This is a genomic window from Verrucosispora sp. WMMD573, from assembly GCF_027497175.1.
Classification (GTDB): Bacteria; Actinomycetota; Actinomycetes; order Mycobacteriales; family Micromonosporaceae; genus Micromonospora.
In genome coordinates, this window is sequence record NZ_CP114901.1 from 6,037,682 (window position 1) to 6,055,968 (window position 18,287).

General features: G+C 72.3%; 13 protein-coding genes. 4 read left to right on the top strand and 9 right to left on the bottom strand.

What is annotated here, in order from left to right; genetic code table 11:
• Positions 1-494: 494 nt before the first annotated feature.
• The 7 genes from mraY to mraZ all read right to left on the bottom strand — a co-directional run bounded on the left by mraY (position 495) and on the right by mraZ (position 9,216).
• Positions 495-1,628 (bottom strand): phospho-N-acetylmuramoyl-pentapeptide-transferase, encoded by a 1,134-nt coding sequence (gene mraY / locus O7601_RS27325; RefSeq protein ID WP_093401147.1) that lies wholly within the window; start codon positions 1,626-1,628, stop codon positions 495-497.
• Positions 1,625-3,052, bottom strand: coding sequence for a UDP-N-acetylmuramoyl-tripeptide--D-alanyl-D-alanine ligase (gene murF, locus O7601_RS27330; RefSeq protein ID WP_281563926.1), 1,428 nt, complete (start codon positions 3,050-3,052; stop codon positions 1,625-1,627). The genes mraY and murF overlap by 4 nt, the downstream gene beginning before the upstream one ends.
• A complete protein-coding gene (locus O7601_RS27335) occupies positions 3,049-4,539 on the bottom strand; it encodes a UDP-N-acetylmuramoyl-L-alanyl-D-glutamate--2,6-diaminopimelate ligase (RefSeq protein ID WP_281567060.1) in 1,491 nt (496 codons plus the stop codon). The genes murF and O7601_RS27335 overlap by 4 nt, the downstream gene beginning before the upstream one ends.
• Before the next feature lie 112 nt (positions 4,540-4,651).
• The gene (locus tag O7601_RS27340; RefSeq protein WP_281563927.1) at positions 4,652-6,871 is read right to left on the bottom strand and encodes a penicillin-binding protein 2; all 2,220 of its coding nucleotides are present in this window, start codon (positions 6,869-6,871) and stop codon (positions 4,652-4,654) included.
• Positions 6,872-6,874: 3 nt separating this feature from the next.
• A complete protein-coding gene (locus O7601_RS27345) occupies positions 6,875-7,471 on the bottom strand; it encodes a septum formation initiator family protein (protein ID WP_281563928.1) in 597 nt (198 codons plus the stop codon).
• Positions 7,468-8,574, bottom strand: coding sequence for a 16S rRNA (cytosine(1402)-N(4))-methyltransferase RsmH (rsmH, locus tag O7601_RS27350; protein ID WP_281567061.1), 1,107 nt, complete (start codon positions 8,572-8,574; stop codon positions 7,468-7,470). The genes O7601_RS27345 and rsmH overlap by 4 nt, the downstream gene beginning before the upstream one ends.
• A gap of 210 nt (positions 8,575-8,784) precedes the next feature.
• Positions 8,785-9,216 carry a division/cell wall cluster transcriptional repressor MraZ gene (gene mraZ, locus O7601_RS27355; protein ID WP_281563929.1) on the bottom strand — a complete coding sequence of 144 codons (432 nt, stop codon included), beginning with the start codon at positions 9,214-9,216 and terminating at the stop codon, positions 8,785-8,787.
• Positions 9,217-9,572: 356 nt separating this feature from the next.
• On the opposite strand from mraZ, the gene O7601_RS27360 reads away from it, so the two are divergent.
• From O7601_RS27360 to O7601_RS27370, 3 genes are all read left to right on the top strand, one after another.
• The gene (locus O7601_RS27360; protein ID WP_281567062.1) at positions 9,573-10,820 is read left to right on the top strand and encodes a MurT ligase domain-containing protein; all 1,248 of its coding nucleotides are present in this window, start codon (positions 9,573-9,575) and stop codon (positions 10,818-10,820) included.
• On the top strand, positions 10,810-11,529 hold the full coding sequence (locus O7601_RS27365) for a glutamine amidotransferase (protein WP_281563930.1): 720 nt from the start codon (positions 10,810-10,812) through the stop codon (positions 11,527-11,529). The genes O7601_RS27360 and O7601_RS27365 overlap by 11 nt, the downstream gene beginning before the upstream one ends.
• A 194-nt stretch (positions 11,530-11,723) precedes the next feature.
• Positions 11,724-12,389, top strand: coding sequence for a VTT domain-containing protein (locus O7601_RS27370; RefSeq protein ID WP_281567063.1), 666 nt, complete (start codon positions 11,724-11,726; stop codon positions 12,387-12,389).
• Between the two features lie 491 nt (positions 12,390-12,880).
• Here the strand turns inward: O7601_RS27370 and O7601_RS27375 are convergent, their stop codons facing one another.
• The gene (locus O7601_RS27375) at positions 12,881-13,534 is read right to left on the bottom strand and encodes a response regulator transcription factor (protein WP_281563931.1); all 654 of its coding nucleotides are present in this window, start codon (positions 13,532-13,534) and stop codon (positions 12,881-12,883) included.
• 335 nt (positions 13,535-13,869) lie between these two features.
• Positions 13,870-16,695: a leucine--tRNA ligase gene (gene leuS / locus O7601_RS27380; RefSeq protein ID WP_281563932.1), complete on the bottom strand. Its 2,826-nt coding sequence runs from the start codon at positions 16,693-16,695 to the stop codon at positions 13,870-13,872.
• 538 nt (positions 16,696-17,233) lie between these two features.
• Between leuS and O7601_RS27385 the strand changes: the two genes are divergently transcribed.
• Positions 17,234-18,286: a MoxR family ATPase gene (locus tag O7601_RS27385; RefSeq protein WP_093401166.1), complete on the top strand. Its 1,053-nt coding sequence runs from the start codon at positions 17,234-17,236 to the stop codon at positions 18,284-18,286.
• Position 18,287 lies beyond the last annotated feature (1 nt).

An 18,287-nucleotide genomic window follows, 5' to 3' on the forward strand; every position in this document is an offset into this window, starting at 1 on the left:
ACGCGCCACCGTCCGACCCGACCCCGACGGCGCCCGCCCCGGCCGAGCGGGTAGCACCGCTGCCCGTACCTGACCCGGGTGGTCGCGGCGGTCCCTCGGTTCGCACCGCACCGCCAGCCGCATCCACCGCTCCGGCAGCCTTCACCGCTCCGGCAGCCTTCACCGCTCCGGCAGCCTTCACCGCTCCGGCAGCCTTCACCGCTCCGGCAGCCTTCACCGCTCCGGCAGCCTTCACCGAGCTGGCAGCTTTCACCGCCTCGCCAGCGGACCGTCGGCCGCCCGGTGCTACACCCTTCTCGTCCCGCGCCTCCCCCACAACGCCATCATCGCCGCTGCCGCCATCCGACACCGCCGCTATCGCCCACTCGGCGTGTCGCACTTGCCCCCAAGGGGTTGATCATGAAGTTGTTGCCACGCCACGCCGGAAAGGGCGGCAACAACTTCATGATCAACGTGACTGTGCCGTCCGAAGGGGCGGCCCGAAGGGGGGTGGGTCAGCCCATGTTGGCGAGGAAGTCGCTGTAGAAGAGGCCGAGGGCGATGGCCACGCCGATGCCGGCGATGATCCAGAAGCGGACCACGATGTTGACCTCGCTCCAGCCGGCCAACTCGAAGTGGTGCTGCAACGGCGACATCCGGAACACCCGCTTGCCGGTGGTCTTGAAGGAGATGATCTGGATCACCACCGACATCGTAATGATCACGAACAGGCCACCGATGATCAGCAGGAGCAGGATCGTACGGGTCGACATCGCCATCCCGGCGATCAGGCCACCGAGGCCGAGCGCTCCGGTGTCGCCCATGAAGATCCGGGCCGGCGAGGTGTTCCACCACAGGAAGCCGACGCAGGCACCGGCCGCCGCCCCGGCGATCAGCGCGATCTCCAGCGGGTCCCGGACCGTGTAGCAGTAGTTGTCCGGGTTCGCGGTGTACGCCGGGTCGGCGCACCAGTGCCGGTACTGCCAGAAGGCGATCACCGCGTACGCGCCGAGCACCATCACCGAAGCGCCCGTGGCCAGCCCGTCGAGGCCGTCGGTGAGGTTGACGCCGTTGGTCGCCGCCATCACCACGAAGATGAAGATGATCACCGCGCCGATCTTGGTGACGTCCAGCGCCGGGATGTCCCGGATGAAGCTGAGCGTGGTGCTGCCGACCGTCTCGGTGTTGGTCACCGCGCCGGTGGCGTCGGTCATGGTGGACGGGAACCAGAGCGCGACGACCCCGAACACCGCGCCGACCAGGATCTGCCCGAGCAGCTTTCCCCGCGCGCTCAGGCCACCGCTGTGCCGCTTGCGCACCTTCAGGAAGTCGTCGATGAAGCCGACCGCGCCGCAGAAGACCATCAGCCCGAGCAGCACCAGCGCCGTGATGGTCGGCTCGACCTGGGCGATCTGCGCGTCGGGCAGCGTGGTCAGGGCGAGGTGGCCGGCCACGTACGCGATGACCGTGGCCAGGATGAACACCACGCCGCCCATCGTCGGCGTGCCCTTCTTGCCCTGGTGCATCTGCGGGCCCTCGGCCCGGATGGGCTGGCCGGCCTTGAGCCGGGTGAAAACCCGGATCGCGATCGGGGTGCAGAACAGCGAGACGAGGAAGGCCACCCCGATGGCCACGATGACCGCCCTCACGCGGCGCCACCCCCGGCCGACGCCGACGTACCCGTACCGCCTCCGGCGGCCTCGACGCGCAGCGCGTCGGCCACCTCCCACGTCCGGTACCGGGAGCCCTTCACCAGGACGACGTCGCCCGGCCGTAGCTCGCTGCGCAGCACCTCGACGGCCGCCGCCTGATCGGTGAGCAGCACCGACTCTCCTCCCCAGTCACCTACCGATGTCGCCCCGTGATGGATCGGCGCCGCCGCCTCGCCGACCACGAGCAACCGGTCCACACCCAGCTCGGCCGCGAGTCGGCCCACCTCGGCATGTCCCTGCGCCTCGAACTCGCCCAGCTCGGCCATGTAGCCGAGCACCGCGACGGTACGCCGCCCCGCGCCGATGCCGCCCAGCGCCCGCAGCGCCACCGCCATCGACGCCGGGTTGGCGTTGTACGAGTCGTCGATCACGGTTATCCCGTCGGTGCGCTCGAAGACATCCATCCGACGGGTGGAAACCAGCCCGAGCGCGCCCAGCGCGGTGGCCAGCTCGGCCAGCGGCATCCCCAGTTCCCGCGCCACGGCCGCCGCGGCCAGGCTGTTCCAGACCTGGTGCCGGCCGGTGAGTCCGAGTCGTACCGGCGCACTGCCCTCCGGCGTGACCAGGGTGTACGCGGGTCGTCCCCGCTCGTCCAGCCTCACGTCCACGGCCCGCACATCGGCGTTCGCCGACTCGCCGTAGCGGATCACCCGGGCCACCGTCCGGGCGGCCATGGCATCGACCAGCGGATCGTCGGCGTTCAACACCGCCAGACCGTCGGCCGGCAGCGCCTCGACCAGCTCGCCCTTGGCCAGGGCGATGTTCTCCTGCGACCCGAACTCGCCGATGTGCGACACCCCGACGTTGAGCACCACGGAGATGCGCGGCGGCGCGACCTCGCAGAGATACCGCACGTGGCCGATGCCCCGGGCGCCCTTCTCCATCACCAGATACCTGGTGGTCGGTCCGGCCTGCAACGCCGTGTACGGGTGGCCCAGCTCGTTGTTGAACGACCCGGGCGGCGCCACCGTCTCCCCGAGCCGCGCGGTCAGCTGGGCGATCAGGTCCTTGGTGGTGGTCTTGCCGGAGGAGCCGGTCAACCCGATCACGGTGAGCCCGGGCAGCCGGTCCACCACCACACGGGCCAGCCGGCCCATCGCGGCCAACGGGTCGGCGACGACGATCATCGGCACCCCGGGCACCTCGCGGGTACCCATGACCACCACCGCGCCGGACGCCACCGCCGCGGCGGCGAAGTCGTGGCCGTCCACCTTCTCCCCGTCGAAGGCGACGAAGAGCCCACCGGGGGTGACCTTGCGGGAGTCGAACTCCACGCTGCCGGTGACCTGCGCGGTGAGATCGGCGGCCACCAGCCGACCGTCGACCGCCGAGGCCACCTCGGCCAGGCTGAGCGTGATCACTGGCCCTCCAGATCCCCGAAGCGGCCCCGCAGCGCGTCGGCAAGCTCGGTCCGGTCGTCGAACGGGTACACCTCGCCGGCGATCTCCTGGCCCCGCTCGTGCCCCTTGCCGAGCAGGGCGACCACGTCGCCCGGCGTCGCCAGCCGCACCGCCTCGTCGATCGCCGCCCGGCGGCCACCGACCTCGATCACCTTGGCCGACGCGTCGGCCCGGCGCGTACCGCCGAGCACCTCGGCGCGGATCGCCGCCGGATCCTCGGTGCGGGGGTTGTCGTCGGTCACCACCACCACGTCGGCGCCGGCCGCGGCGGCGGCGCCCATCGCCGGCCGCTTGGCCCGGTCCCGGTCACCACCGGCCCCGATGACGCAGATCAGCCGGCCGGTGCTGAGTTCCCGCAGCGCGGCCAGCGCGGCCACCACGGCGTCGGTCTTGTGCGCGTAGTCGACCACCCCGCGCACCCTGCCGGCCACGCCCACCGACTCCAGCCGCCCGGGTACGCCGCCGCACGCGGCCACACCCTCGGCGGCGGTAACCGGGTCGACCCCGGCGGCCACCAGGCTGGCGATGGCCAGCAGGGCGTTGGACACGTTGTGCCGGCCGGGCAGCGCCACCCGGGCGAGCAGGGTCAGCCCGTCCGGGCCGTGCGCGGTGAACCGCTGCGCGTACCCCTCACCGGTCTGCTCGTCGGCCCACCAGGTGGCGGCCTGGTCCCCGAGCGCGGAGAAGCTGACCGTGCCCGGCTTGAACAGCGCCTTCAGCGCCGGGTCGTCGTGGTTGAGCACCTCGACCGCGCACCGGCCGTCGAACAGCCGGGCCTTGGCGGCGAAGTAGTCCTCGGCGTCGGCGTGGAAGTCCAGGTGGTCGGAGCCGAAGTTGGTCCAGCCGCCGACGGTGAACCGCACCCCACCGACCCGGCCCATCGCCAGGGCGTGGCTGGAGACCTCCATGACCACCGCGGTCACGCCACGCTCGACGGCGGCGGCCAGCATGGCGTGCAGGTCGGTGGCCTCGGGCGTGGTCCGCACGCTGTCGATCACCAGATCGCCGAGGCGGGTCTCCACGGTGCCGATCAGGCCGGTGGTGTGGCCGGCCGCGCGCAGCCCCGACTCGACCAGGTACGCGGTGGAGGTCTTGCCGGCGGTGCCGGTCACCCCGATCACGGTCAGTGCTGCCGTCGGATCGCCGTACACGGCCGAGGCGAGCGTGCCGAGCACCGCGCGGGGGTCGGCCACGACCAGGGTCGGCAACCCGCTGTCGGCGGCTCGCTCGGCACCGGCCGGATCGGTGAGCATCGCGACCGCGCCGGCGCTCGCCGCCTCGGCGGCGAACTCCGCTCCGTGCCGTCGGGCGCCGGGCAGGGCCGCGTACAGATCGCCGGGGCGGACCTCGCCGCTGGCGTGGGTCACCCCGGTCACCACCGGGTCGGCACTTGTCGGGGACGCCACGGCGAGCCGGGCGGCCAGGTCACCGAGCCGGATCCCGGTCACGGAACGGGGACGAGGATTGCCGCGCACGGCGTCAGACCCTACCCGGTCGCTCGGTCCGGGCCGCACGGCGCGCCTGAATCTCCGTCTCATGGAGTCGAACCGCAGGTAGCGGCTACGGGAAAACGCTGAACGTCGGCGCCGGTTCGGTCGACGGCGGTACCCGGAAGTGGCGCAGGGTGAAGGTCATCATGTCCCGGAAGGCCGGTGCCGAGATCTGGCCACCACCGCCGCTCGGGCTGTGCACGAAAACCGCGATCACGTAGCGCGGATTCTCCGCCGGTGCCATCCCGATGAACGAGGCGACCTCGCCGGGCTGCTTCTTGCCGCCGACCAGCCGCCAGCCGGTGCCGGTCTTGCCGGCGACCCGGTAGCCCGGGACCGCGGCGGCCAGGCCGGTGGCGTCGTCGACCGTGGTGACCGCTTCCATGATCGTACGCAGCGCGACGGCGTTGTCCGGGCTGAGCACCTGTCGGGTCTCCGGCGCCGGCGCGGGGGTCCGTTTCCCGTTCGGCGCGATCGTCTCCTTGAGCAGGTGCGGCTGGATGTAGGTGCCGTCGTTGGCGATCGCGGCGTAGGCGGCGGCCATCTGCAACGGCGTGGCGTCCACGCTGTGCCCGATCGGCACCGACCCGTGCGACGACCCGCTCCACTCCTCTACCGGCAGCAGCCGCCCGCTCGCCTCACCGGGCATCCCGACCTCGGTCGGCTTGCCCAGACCGAAGCGCCGCTGGTAGTCGAGCAGCCGTTCCGGGCCGAGCTTGTCGGCGATCTGAATGGTGCCGACGTTCGAGGAGTACGCCATCATGCCGGCCACGCTCATCCGCCGCCCGTTCGCCTGGTGGGTGTCGCGGAACCAGGTGTCGCCCTTGCGGATGGCGTTGGCCACCGGGAACGAGGTGTCCCGGGTGATGACGCCTTCCTGTAGCGCGGCACCGAACGTGATCGGCTTGTGCACCGAGCCCGGGTCGACGATGAAGCTGGTGGCCGCGTCCTCCCGGTCGGTCGGCTCGCTCGGGAAGGGCCTCGCCGCGTTGTAGGTGGGGTGGCTGGCCTGCGCCAGCACCTCGCCGGTACGCGCGTCCAGCACCACGGCGGCACCGGTGCTGCCCTGCACCTGCTGCATCTGCTCGCTGAGGATGCGCTGCACCATGTACTGCAGGTCGCGGTCGATGGTGAGCACCACCGAACTGCCCGGCTTGGCCTTCGTGGTGCTGCTGTAGCCGCCGGGGATGGGAGCGGCCAGGTCGCCGAGGCCGATCTCGAAGACCCGCTGCCCGTCCTCGCCGTGCAGCAGGTCGTCGAAGCGCGCCTCCAGGCCCTCCAGGCCGACCATGTCCGGGCTGGTGAAACCGATCAGGTTGGCGGCGAGATCCCCGCCGGGCACCTCGCGCCGCTCGTCGCGGTGGGTGGCGATGCCGGACAGCTTGAGCGCCATGATCTCCTTGGCACGGTCGATGTCCACGCCCCGGGCCAGGTACTCGAACTGTGAATCGACGCCGCTGATCCGCTTGCGGGGCTTCATCTTCTCGGCCAGCTCGGAGGCCGGGATGCCCAGCAGCGGGGAGAGCGCCGCCGCGGTCGCCGTGATGTCCTCGATCCGGGTCGGGTCGGCGTAGACGTACCGGGCCTCGACGCTGTGCGCCAGGGCGGCCTCGCCGGAGCGGTCGTAGATGGCGCCCCGCGGCGCGGGCAGCGGCACGGTGGTGATGCGGTCGGCGAGCCCGCCGTCGGCGTACGCCGGGGTGTCGACCGCCTGGAGCACGACCAGCCGCACCCCGACGGCGACGAAGAGGGCCAGGGTCAACGCCGTACCCAGTCGCAGCCGGCGCCCCGGGTCGGCCAGCCGGGGCGGTCGGGGCCGCTTGCGTGCCGGCCGGCGCGGCGGCGTGCCGTCCCCGCGACGCGGTTGCGTGCCAGCCACCCGTCGCCGGGAGGCGGTGACCCGAGGTTCGTCGCGCGGGGTGCGGTCGGTGACGGTACGGGTCACCGTGGCGCGAGCGACGCCACCGTCCCGGCGGGCCGCGCCGCCCGCCCGGCCGGCCGCCCGACCGGCGGTTCCTCGGCCGCCGTCGAGGACCTGGAGGGCCGGCCGGAACGGGTCCTGCGACCGGTTGCTGCGCGGAGTGCGCCGCTGCTCCGCGCGTCCGGTGCCGGAGGACGCAGCGCCTTCCCGGATGGAGCGGCCCCGGGGGGTGTAGGCGCGGGCATCGGAGATGCCGCCGATACCCGGCTCCGCCGGGTGGGGCGGCACGCCCCGCTGCCCGGCGCCACGCGACGAACCGCGCCGGGAGCCTTCGGCGTCCCGGCGCGGTTCCTCCGACCTCGGTGGCACGGCCTACCCCTGCCCGCCCTGCTGGCTGGCGATGGAGAGCTGCCCGCCGGCCGGCTGCGGCACTCCGATCACCTTGCCGTCCGGCAGCCGGATGTACGCCAGGTCGTCCGACTCGACCAGGCCCAGCTTGCGGGCCTGGGCGGCGAGGTTGCCCGGCGACTCGGACTCGGCGATCTGCTTCTTCAGCTGCTGCTGCTCCACGTCGAGCTTGGCCTGCTGCTGCTGCAACTCGTCCAGCCGGAAGGCGTTCTCGTTGATCTTCGTGTTGACCGCCAGGATGCCCAGCACCCCGCCGACGACCAGCACCACCACCAGCGCCGCGAACGGCGCCCGCGGCACCCGCACCGGCGGCGGCGGGGCGACCCGCAGCCGCGGCGGCTCCGGCCGCTCGGCCGCGACGGCGACCCGCTCCACCGGACGCAGCGCGGCGCTGCCCTGGGTCGGGAACTCGCGCGCCCCCCGGGCGCGAGTCTCCGCCGACCGGTCCGCCCGCCGGGCACCGTCGCCCACCCCCCGGGTCCGCTCCGCCGCGATCCGGCCCCCCGACCGCGGTGCGCGCTGCCCGGCGCCGGCAATGTCCCGACGCTTGTCTACGTTCATGTCCCCTCCCCCTCTTCGTCCGTGGTGTCCCCCGGCGCCCGCCGCGGATCCGGACCGGATCCCGTGGCCGACCCCGTCCCCGGTTGGTGCATCGCCTTGACCCGGCGGCGGTACCGTTCGCGGTCGGTACGCCCCCGTTGCCGTGCCTGCGGGTCGATCCGCTCCGCGGCCCGCAGGCGCACCGAAGCGGCCCGCGGGTTCGCGGTGACCTCCGCCTCCCCGGGCAGTTCCGCGCCCCGGCTGAGCAGCCGGAACGTCGGTTCTGACCCGGGCAGTTCGACCGGGAGGTCGATCGGGCCCGTGCTGCGGATCCGATCGGCGAGCGCCTGCTTGGTGAGCCTGTCCTCCAGCGAGTGGTAGGACAGGACCACCAGGCGACCGCCGACGGCCAGCCGGTCCAGAGCGGCCGGCAGCGCTGTCTCCAGCACTGCCAGTTCTCTGTTTACCTCGATCCGTAAAGCCTGAAACGTTCTCTTTGCCGGGTGCCCCCCGGTTCGTCGGGCTGGTGCCGGAATCGACTCCCGGACCAGCTCGGCCAGCCGCGCCGACGAGGTGATCCGGCCGCGTTCCCGCTCCCGGATGATCGCCGAGGCGATCCGCCCGGCGAACTTCTCCTCGCCGTACACCCGCAGCACCCGGGCCAGCTCCGGGTGCGAGTAGGTGTTGACCACCTCCTCGGCGGTCACCCCCCGGGTCTGGTCCATCCGCATGTCCAACGGCGCGTCCTGCGCGTACGCGAACCCGCGGTCGGGCGCGTCGAGCTGCAACGAGGAGACACCGAGATCGAACAGGATCCCGTCCACGGACGGATATCCCAGCCGGTCGAGCACCTCGGGCAGTTCGTCGTAGACGGCGTGCTCCAGATGGACGCGGTCGGCGAACCGGGCCAGCCGAACCCTGGCGTGGGCCAGCGCCTCGGTGTCCCGGTCCAGGCCCACCAGCACCGTCTCCGGATGGGCCTGCAACACCGCCTCGGCGTGGCCGGCAAGGCCCAGCGTCGCGTCGACGTGCACGGTGCGCCCGCCCCGGCCCAGCGCGGGGGCCAGCAGCTCGAGACACCGCTCGAGCAGCACCGGCACGTGCGTGCCGCGTAGCTCCCCCATGTCGACCCCCACTGGTTGAACCGGTTGTGTATCCGCGCCCTGCTCGTCGGACGACGCCGTGCCGTCGTACCGCCAGATCCCCATCCGCTCTCCGCCCGCCCGTCGGGCCGCAGGCCCGGAGGGTCGGATCGTGCGCCTGGCACCGGGGAAGGGATGCCAGGAACTCGAAAGCGGCTGGAGATCTCGCAGTACGTCGGGCGTCGCCACGCCCTACAGACCGCCGGGCAGCACCCCTTCCTCGATGTCGGCGAAGTCGTCTTCGCTCTCGGCGAGGTAGGTCTCCCAGGCGACCTTGTCCCAGATCTCCACCCGGGTGCTCGCACCGATGACCACCAGGTCCCGGTCGAGCCCCCCATATGTACGAAGGTGCGCCGGGATGGTCACCCGGCCCTGCTTGTCCGGCACCTCGTCGTGCGCGCTGGCGAAGAACACACGGCTGTAGGCCCGGGCCGCCTTGTGCGTCATCGGCTGCGCACGCAACTGCTCCGCGATCCGCTGGAACTCCGGCGTCGGGAAGACGTAGAGGCAGCGCTCCTGCCCTTTGGTGATCACGACACCCCCCGCCAGCTCATCCCGGAACTTCGCCGGAAGGATCAACCGGCCTTTGTCGTCCAGGCGCGGAGTGTGGGTGCCGAGAAACATCGGCCCAACCCCCTCGCCCTTTGAGCGGCGTTCGCGCGCCGCCGACCCCCCGGGCCGGTGGGCCCCTCCCGGCCCCACCAATGCGCCCCACTCTACTCCACTTCCCTCCACTCGCAACCAGATTCGACCGTGTGGCGCGCCGCGCGTCGCCACAAATGCGCACGTCAGGATGGGTGGAGCGGAGTGGAGGGCCCGGACGGCCCGCCAGGGCGGTCCGCTTTCCGACATAGATCGACTCCGTACGGCCGAGGGTCATCCGACCGGCCGCCGGCAGAGCCGAGCCGAACGGATCGCCGTCGGTGCCGATCTCGGGGGTCCGCTGGTCCGGTAACCTCGCTCGGGTGACGGACGCGAAGATGCCCCTGCGGGCGAAGGTGGCCAGCTCCGTGTCACGGACCGCCGCGGCGTTGTCCCGGGCGGCGGGCCGGGGCGACGGCTCGGTGATCGGTGGTTGGCTCGGCCTGAAGATCGACCCGGAACTGCTCGCCCACCTCTCCGCCGGCCGGGCCATCGCGCTGGTATCCGGCACCAACGGCAAGACCACCACCACCCGGCTCGCGGCGGCGGCCGTCGGCGTACTCGGTCGGGTCGCCACCAACTCGTTCGGCGCCAACATGCCCACCGGGCACACCTCCGCGCTGGCCAAGGCCGGCAGCACCCCGTACGCGGTGCTGGAGGTCGACGAGCACTACCTCGCCCAGGTGATCGAGGCGACCGACCCGCACGTGGTGGCGTTGCTCAACCTCTCCCGTGACCAGCTGGACCGGGCCAAGGAGGTCGCCATGATGGCGCAGCTCTGGCGCTCGGCGCTGGCCCGGCACCCGGACATCCGCGTGGTCGCCAACGCCGACGACCCGATGGTGGTCTGGGCCGCCACCCCGCCGGCCTCCCACGACCAGCGGATCACCCCGCCGCACGTCACCTGGTTCTCCGCCGGGCAGCGTTGGCACGACGACTCCTGGGTCTGCCCCGAGTGCGGCTCCACCATCCAGCGCTCCGGCGAGCAGTGGTGGTGCACCGGCTGCCCGCTACGCCGCCCGGAGCCGCAGTGGACCGTGGACGACGAGGGCGTCGTCGACCCGACCGGCGCCTGGTACAAGGTCAAACTTCAGCTACCCGGCAAGGTCAACGTCGGCAACGCGGCCACCGCCCTCGCGGTCGCCGCCGAATTCGGCGTACGCCCCTTCGACGCGGTGCCCCGCCTCGGCGACGTGACCTCGGTGGCCGGACGCTACGCCCAGGTCGTCCGGGAGGGTCGCACCGTGCGACTGCTGCTGGCCAAGAACCCGGCCAGCTGGCTGGAGGCGTTCGACATGGCGGACGAGGCGCCGACGCTGCTGTCCATCAACGCCCGCGACCCCGACGGGTTGGACACCTCGTGGCTCTTCGACGTCGACTTCGCTCCGCTGCGCGGACGCCTGGTGCTCATCACCGGCGACCGGGCGTACGACCTGGCCGTGCGGTTGGAGATCAACGACGTGCCCTTCCAGTACGTACGCACCTTCGACGAGGCCGTCCGGGCGGTACCGCCGGGTCGGCTGGAGGTCATCGCGAACTACACCGCGTTCCAGGACATCCGAGCGGAGTTGGACCGTGTCAACTGAGACCCTGCGCATCGTCTGGATCTACCCGGACCTGCTGTCGACCTACGGTGACCGGGGCAACGCCCTGATCCTGGCCCGCCGGGCCCAGCAGCGCGGGTTCCCGGTCGAGGTGCTGGAGGTCCGCTCCGACCAGCGGTTGCCCACCACGGCCGACATCTACCTCATCGGCGGCGGCGAGGACGGCCCGCAGGCGCTCGGCGCGCAACGACTGCTCGCCGACGGCGGCCTGCACCGGGCGGTGGCCCAGGGCTCGGTGGTTTTCGGCGTCTGCGCCGGCTACCAGTTGCTGGGCACCTCGTTCTTCGCCAAGGGCACCCAGTACCAGGGCCTGGAACTGCTCGACCTCTCCTCGGACCGGGGCCCCAGCCGGGCCGTCGGCGAGTTGGCCGGCGACATCGACGCCCGCCTCGGCCTGCCGCCGCTGACCGGGTTCGAGAACCACGGCGGTCGCACCCACCTCGGCGCCGAGGTCTCCCCGCTGGCCCGGGTCACCGCCGGGGTCGGCAACGACGGTGCCACCGAGGGTGCCTGGCGGGGCAAGCTGCTCGGCACGTACTCGCACGGCCCGGCGCTGGCCCGCAACCCGGCCCTGGCCGACCTGCTGCTGCGCTGGGCGACCGGGGCGCAGCACCTGCCGCCGCTCGACGACACCTGGGCCGACCGGCTGCGCGCCGAACGCCGGACCGCGGTGGCCACCGCCCGGGCATGATCCGCAAGCTGCGGAGACGACTCCTGGGGGCAAGCCGGTCAGGCGACCCCACAGCCGGCCCTCCGCAGCCCGACACCGTGCTGCCCGACACCGTCCGGTCCGGTGCCGGCCCGGCGGGCACCGGCGCGGCCACCCCGGCCGACAGCGCGCGGTACGGCAGCACGGCGGTCAACACACCGGCCGCTCGGCGCCGTCTGCTGGCCGCGACGCCGTCGGTCACCCGGTTCGTGTTGCTGCTGCTTCTGCTCGCCGCCTTCGGGGTGACACTGCTGCTGGTGCCGCACCCCGAACCGTCCGCACTGCCGGACCTGGCCGACCGGATGGGTCGGCTCGCTCCGGTGGCCGGTGTGCTCGGTGGGGCGCTGCTGCTGGTGGCGCTGGTCCCCCGTACCTTCATCACGCTCGCCGCAGGGGCGATCTTCGGTGCCCTGGAAGGTGCCGCGTACGCGCTCGGCGCCGCCCTGCTGGCGGCGGCGATCGGCTTCACCGTGGGTCGGGTGCTGGGCCGGGACTTTGTCGCCGAACGAATCCGGGGGCGGCTGGCCCGCCTCGACCGCTGGTTCACCCGGCAGAGCGTCCTCGGCGTGGTCACCGTACGGCTGCTGCCGATCTCCGGTTTCGGTCTGGTCAGCTACGGCTACGGCACCACCGGCGCCCGGGTGGTGCCGTTCCTCGTCGGCAGCGTGATCGCCTCCGCGCCGACCGCGTTCGGCTACGCGGCGGTCGGCGCGGCCGTGACCAGCCCCAGCGGTGTCAACTGGCTCGCCGCTGCCCCGGCCTCACTCGGCTTCATCGCCAGCGCCGTACTGCTCGCCCGCTGGTGGCGCGCCGAGCGCCACCAGCGCCGCCCCCTCCACTGACCGCCCGCCACGCCCCACCCCCCACTCCCCACTCCCCACTCCCCACCCTCACCCGCTCCCCGCCCCCACCCCCACCCCGTCACCACCCGCTCCCCGTCACCACCCGCTCCCCGTCGACCCCGCAACTTCGGGGAAACTGCTGGGTCCGACGCGGTCGAGGCAGCACCTTCCCCGAAGTTGCGCACACCGGCACGGGGCACGCGGGCACGCGGGCACTGGGCACGCGGGACGGCGCACGCCGGCACGGGGCACGCCGGCACGGGGCACGCCGGCACGGGGCACGCCGGCACGGGGCACGCCGGCACGAGGGCACGCCGGCACGAGGGCACGCCGGCACGAGGGCACGCCGGCACGAGGGCACGCCGGCACGAGGGCACGCCGGCACGAGGGCACGCCGGCACGGGGCATGCGGGCGTGCCTGTGGGTGGAGGCGAGGGCGATGGGTAGCTGGGTGGGCAGCCAGCCGGGTGGCGGGGAGGTGATGGTGGGGGTCAGCGGGGTGGGGTGACCAGGCCGGCTTCGTATGCGGCGATGACCAGGTGCACCCGGTCGCGGGCGCCAAGCTTGCTGAACAGTCTTGCCACGTGTGCCTTGGCGGTGGCCGCACTGATCACCAACTCGGCGGCGATCTCGGCGTTGGAAAGGCCCCGGCCCACGAGGGTGAGCACCTCGCGCTCCCGATCGGTCACCCCGGTCAGCGACCGTGGCGTCGCAGCCACCGGCCGGCGGCTGAACTCGGCGATCAGTCGCCGGGTGACGCCTGGTGCGATGAGCGCGTCCCCGGCCGCTACCACCCGGATCGCGCCGAGGATGTCCTCCAGAGCCATGTCCTTGACGAGAAAGCCGCTCGCGCCGGCCCGCAGCGCGGCGTGCACGTGCTCGTCGTCGTCGAACGTGGTGAGCACGAGCACCCGGGCGGGACCGCCGGAGTCGGTGATCGTCCGCGTCGCCTGGATGCCGTCGGTACCCGGCATCCGCAGATCCATCAGCACCACGTCAGGCAGCACCTCACGAGTCAGTCGCACCGCCTCGGCGCCGGTGCCGGCCTCGCCGACCACTGCCATGTCTGGTACGTCGGCGATCAGCACGCGCAGCCCGGCCCGCACCAGCGGCTGGTCGTCGACGAGCAAAACCCGGATGGTCACCGCTTCATCGTCTCGCCAAGACGACCGCCAGCCCCGCCGGCACCGTCCGGACGACCACCGTCGCAACTGCCGCCGACCCCGCCCACACCATCCGGACGACCACCGTCGCAGCTGGCACCGCCCGGACCGCCGCCGACCCGCCTGGCATCGACCGCACGGCCACCGACCGAACCCGCACCACCCGAACGACCACCGACCCGACCGGCATCGACCGGATCGGCATCGACCGGATCGGCACCAGCCCGACCGGCACCAGCCTGAGCGGCACCAGCCTGAGCGGCATCGACCGAGATGGCGTCGACCTCATGATCAACGCGACGGGTGGGGGGTGGGGGTTATTGGACGATGGAGACCATGCGGGTGGGGATGACGATGACCTTGCGGGGTTCCTTGCCGGCCAGCACGCCGGCCACGGCGTCCAGGGCCGCCTGGCGGACGACGTCCTCGGCGGCGTCGGCGGGGACCTCGACGCGGGCCCGGACCTTGCCGTTGACCTGCACCGGGTAGGTGACCGTCTCGGCGACCAGCAGGGCCGGGTCGGCGACCGGGAAGTCCGCGTACGTCAGCGAGGTGGAGTGGCCCAGCCGCTGCCACAGCTCCTCGGCGACGTGCGGGGCGAACGGCGCGACCATCAGCACCAGTGGCTCGGCCACCTCGCGCGGGGTACCCGACAGACGGGTCACCCCGTTGGTCAGCTCGATCAGCTTGGCGATCGCGGTGTTGAACCGGATCTGCTCCATGTCGCCCCGGACACCGTCGATGACCTTGTGCAGCAGCCGCCGGGTCTGCTCGTCGGCCGGGTCGTCGGTGACCCGGGACTCGCCGGTCCGCTCGTCGACGATGGCCCGCCAGACCCGTTGCAGGAACCGGTACGAGCCGACCACCGCCCGGGTCTCCCACGGGCGCGACACCTCCAGCGGTCCCATCGACATCTCGTACACCCGGAACGTGTCCGCGCCATAGGCGGCACACATCTCGTCCGGGGTTACCACGTTCTTCAGGGACTTGCCCATCTTGCCGTACTCGCGGTTGACCTGGACGTCACCCAGGAAGAAGCCGCCGTCGCGCTCGGCGACCTCCTCCGCCGGCACGTACGCGCCCCGGGCGTCGGTGTACGCGTACGCCTGGATGTAGCCCTGGTTGAACAGCTTGCGGAACGGCTCGAACGACGACACGTGGCCCAGGTCGTACAGCACCTTGTGCCAGAACCGGGCGTACAGCAGGTGCAGCACGGCGTGTTCGGCACCGCCCACGTACAGGTCGACCCCGCCGCAGTCACCCTCGCCACGCGGGCCCATCCAGTACCGCTCGTTGTCCGCGTCGACGAACCGGTCGCCGTTGGTCGGGTCCAGGTAGCGCAGCTCGTACCAGCAGGAGCCGGCCCACTGCGGCATCACGTTGGTCTCCCGGGTGTAGCGCTTCGGGCCGTCGCCCAGGTCCAGCTCGACCTCGACCCAGTCCCGGCGGCGCGACAGCGGCGTCTCCGGGTCGCTGGCCGCGTCCTCCGGGTCGAAGGTGCGCGGGGAGAAGTCCTCCACCTCGGGCAGCTCGACCGGCAGCATCTCCTCCGGCAGGGCGATGGCGGCACCGTCGGCGTCGTACACGATCGGGAACGGCTCGCCCCAGTAGCGCTGCCGGCTGAACAGCCAGTCCCGCAGCCGGTAGGTCACCGCGCCCTGGCCGTTGCCGGTCTCCTCCAGCCAGCCGATGATCCGGGCCTTGGCATCGGCCACACCCAGGCCGTCCAGGTCCAGGCCGCGCTCGGGCGCGGCGCTGTTGATCGCCGGCCCCTCCCCCGTGTACGCCTTGCCGTCGAAGCCCTCCGGTGGCTGCACGGTACGCACGATCGGCAGCTCGAAGACCTCGGCGAACTCCCAGTCCCGCTCGTCCTGGGCGGGCACCGCCATGATCGCGCCGGTGCCGTAGCCGGCCAGCACGTAGTCGGCGATGAAGATCGGAATCTGCCCACCGGTGACCGGGTTGGTGGCGTACGCGCCGGTGAAGACGCCGGTCTTCTCCTTCGTCTCGGCCTGCCGCTCCACGTCGGTCTTGGCCGCCGCCGCCTTGCGGTACGCCTCGACGGCCTCCCGCGGGCTGCCGTGCCCACCGGTCCACGCGTCCCGGGTGTCCTCCGGCCAGGCCGCCGGCACCAGCGTGTCGACCAGCTCGTGCTCCGGGGCCAGCACCATGTAGGTGGCGCCGAAGACGGTGTCGGGCCGGGTCGTGAACACCCGGATCGGGGCGACCGGGGTCGGGAAGTCGATGTGCGCGCCCTGCGACCGGCCGATCCAGTTGCGCTGCATCAGCTTGATCGGCTCGGGCCAGTCCAGCTTGTCCAGGTCGTCCAGCAGCCGGTCACCGTACGCGGTGATCCGCATCATCCACTGCTTCAGGTTGCGCTTGAAGACCGGGAAGTTGCCCCGCTCGGAGCGGCCGTCGGCGGTGACCTCCTCGTTGGCCAGCACCGTGCCCAGCCCGGGGCACCAGTTCACCGGCGCCTGCGACACGTACGCCAGGCGGTGGTCGTCGATGACGGCGCGGCGCTCGGCGGCCGACAGCTCGGCCCACGGCCGGCCGTCCGGGGTGCGCCGCCCGCCCCCGGCGAACTCGGCGATCAGCTCACTGATCGGCCGGGCCCGGCCGGCCTCGTGGTCGTACCAGGAGTTGAAGATCTGCAGGAAGATCCACTGGGTCCAGCGGTAGAAGTCGGTGTCGATGGTGGCCACCGAACGCCGCCGGTCGTGGGCCAGCCCCAGCCGGCGCAGCTGCGCCCGGTAGCGGTCGATGTTCGCCTCGGTGGTGGTCCGGGGGTGGGTGCCGGTCTGCACCGCGTACTGCTCGGCGGGCAGGCCGAACGCGTCGAAGCCCATCGCGTGCAGCACGTTGCGGCCGGCCATCCGCTGGTACCGGGCGAAGCAGTCGGTGCCGATGTAACCCAGCGGGTGTCCGACGTGCAGCCCGGCCCCGGACGGGTACGGGAACATGTCCAGCACGTACAGCTTCTCCGCACCGGACCGCGGGTGAGCCGGATCGGCCAGCGGACCGGACGGGTTCGGCGCGTGGAAGGCCCCCTCCCGCTCCCACCGGTCCTGCCAGCGGCGTTCGATCTCGTCGGCCAGCGCTGCGGTGTACCGGAACGGTGGGACGTCTGCCTCGGTCATGGCCTTCTCCTCGCGTCGCTCGGCGGAGTCTGTCGGAGTGCTGGCTGGTCTCGGGTCTGCCACGCCGGCCCGTCGCGGGCCGGCAGCGGGCACGAAAAAGCCCCTCACGCAGGAGGGGCCGCCGTGCTGTCACGCGTTCAGCGCATCAGCACGGCCCGGTAAGAAGCAGGAAGACTCCGGCCATGACCGGCAGTGTACCGCGTGCGGTGTGTCGCCGCCGCCCACCACCCCTGCGCCAGGAGCTGGTCGACGCCGCGCGCCGCGGCCTGGCGGCGCGGATCACCTCGTCCGGTCCCCGGGTCCGGGCAGCCGGACCCGGGCCCGCTTACCCGGCAGAACCGACGACATGCGCTGCGTAAATGACAAATCACTGCGTAAGCGCTCAAACACCTGCGGCGGTCGGCGTTGACGACAAACATGGTTAGCCTGAGAGGCCAGTGAGATTGCCGCGGCACATGAGGCTCACACGTCGCGAACGAAACGGCGGGGCCAGGTGCTCTTTTAGAGAGCTGCCGTGACGGCGACGAGGAGGAGGCCCGTGACACAACAGACCTGGGACGACGTTGGCGGTCTGCTGCCGTACGACGAGTTCCGCGCCGCCAGTGACGCGATCGTTACCAACATCGAACAGGTCATCGAGGGCAAGACCGCGACCGTGCGGTTGGCACTGGCCGTCCTGCTCGCCGAGGGTCACCTGCTCATCGAGGACGTGCCCGGTGTCGGCAAGACCAAATTGGCCAAGGCCCTGGCCCGGTCGATCGACTGTTCGGTACGCCGCATCCAGTTCACGCCCGACCTGCTGCCCAGCGACGTCACCGGGGTCAGCGTCTACAACCAGGAAACCCACGACTTCGAGTTCCGTCCGGGTGCCGTCTTCGCGAACCTGGTCGTCGGCGACGAGATCAACCGGGCCTCGCCGAAGACCCAGTCCGCGCTGCTGGAGTGCATGGAGGAACGGCAGGTCACCGTCGACGGGGTGACCTATCAGTTGCAGACGCCGTTCATGGTGATCGCCACCCAGAATCCGATCGAGATGGAGGGCACCTACCCGCTGCCGGAGGCGCAGCGCGACCGGTTCACCGCCCGCATCGCCATGGGATACCCGGACCCGACCGCCGAGCTCGCCATGCTCGACGGGCACGGTGCCGTCGACCCGCTGTCCGGGCTGCGGCCGGTCTCCGACGCCGACACCGTGCGCCGGCTGATCGGTCACGTTCGGCAGGTGCACGTCGCCGACGCGGTCAAGCAGTACGCGGTCGACCTGGTCACCGCCACCCGCGAGTCACCCGACCTGCGTCTGGGCGCCTCCCCCCGCTGCACCCTGCAACTGCTGCGCACCGCCCGCGCGGTGGCCGCCCTCGACGGGCGTGACTACGTCCTCCCCGACGACCTGCAGGTGCTCGCCGTGCCGGTGCTGGCGCACCGGATCATTCCCACGGCCGACGCCCAGCTGGCCCGGCGTACCACCGACGCGATCGTCGCCGACCTGGTGCACCGGCTGCCGCTGCCGCACGACCGCAAGCGCTCGCCCTACGACACCCGGCCACCGAGCGGCAACGGCCGGGCCCCCTTCGAGCCGCGGAGGCCGTGAC

Excerpts from the sequence above, each read along its gene's own strand:
- O7601_RS27360 (WP_281567062.1), top strand. The coding sequence starts at position 9,573 with ATGCCCCTGCGGGCGAAGGTGGCCAGCTCCGTGTCACGGACCGCCGCG.
- O7601_RS27345 (WP_281563928.1), bottom strand. The coding sequence starts at position 7,471 with ATGAACGTAGACAAGCGTCGGGACATTGCCGGCGCCGGGCAGCGCGCA.
- mraZ (WP_281563929.1), bottom strand. The coding sequence starts at position 9,216 with ATGTTTCTCGGCACCCACACTCCGCGCCTGGACGACAAAGGCCGGTTG.
- leuS (WP_281563932.1), bottom strand. The coding sequence starts at position 16,695 with ATGACCGAGGCAGACGTCCCACCGTTCCGGTACACCGCAGCGCTGGCC.
- rsmH (WP_281567061.1), bottom strand. The coding sequence starts at position 8,574 with ATGGGGGAGCTACGCGGCACGCACGTGCCGGTGCTGCTCGAGCGGTGT.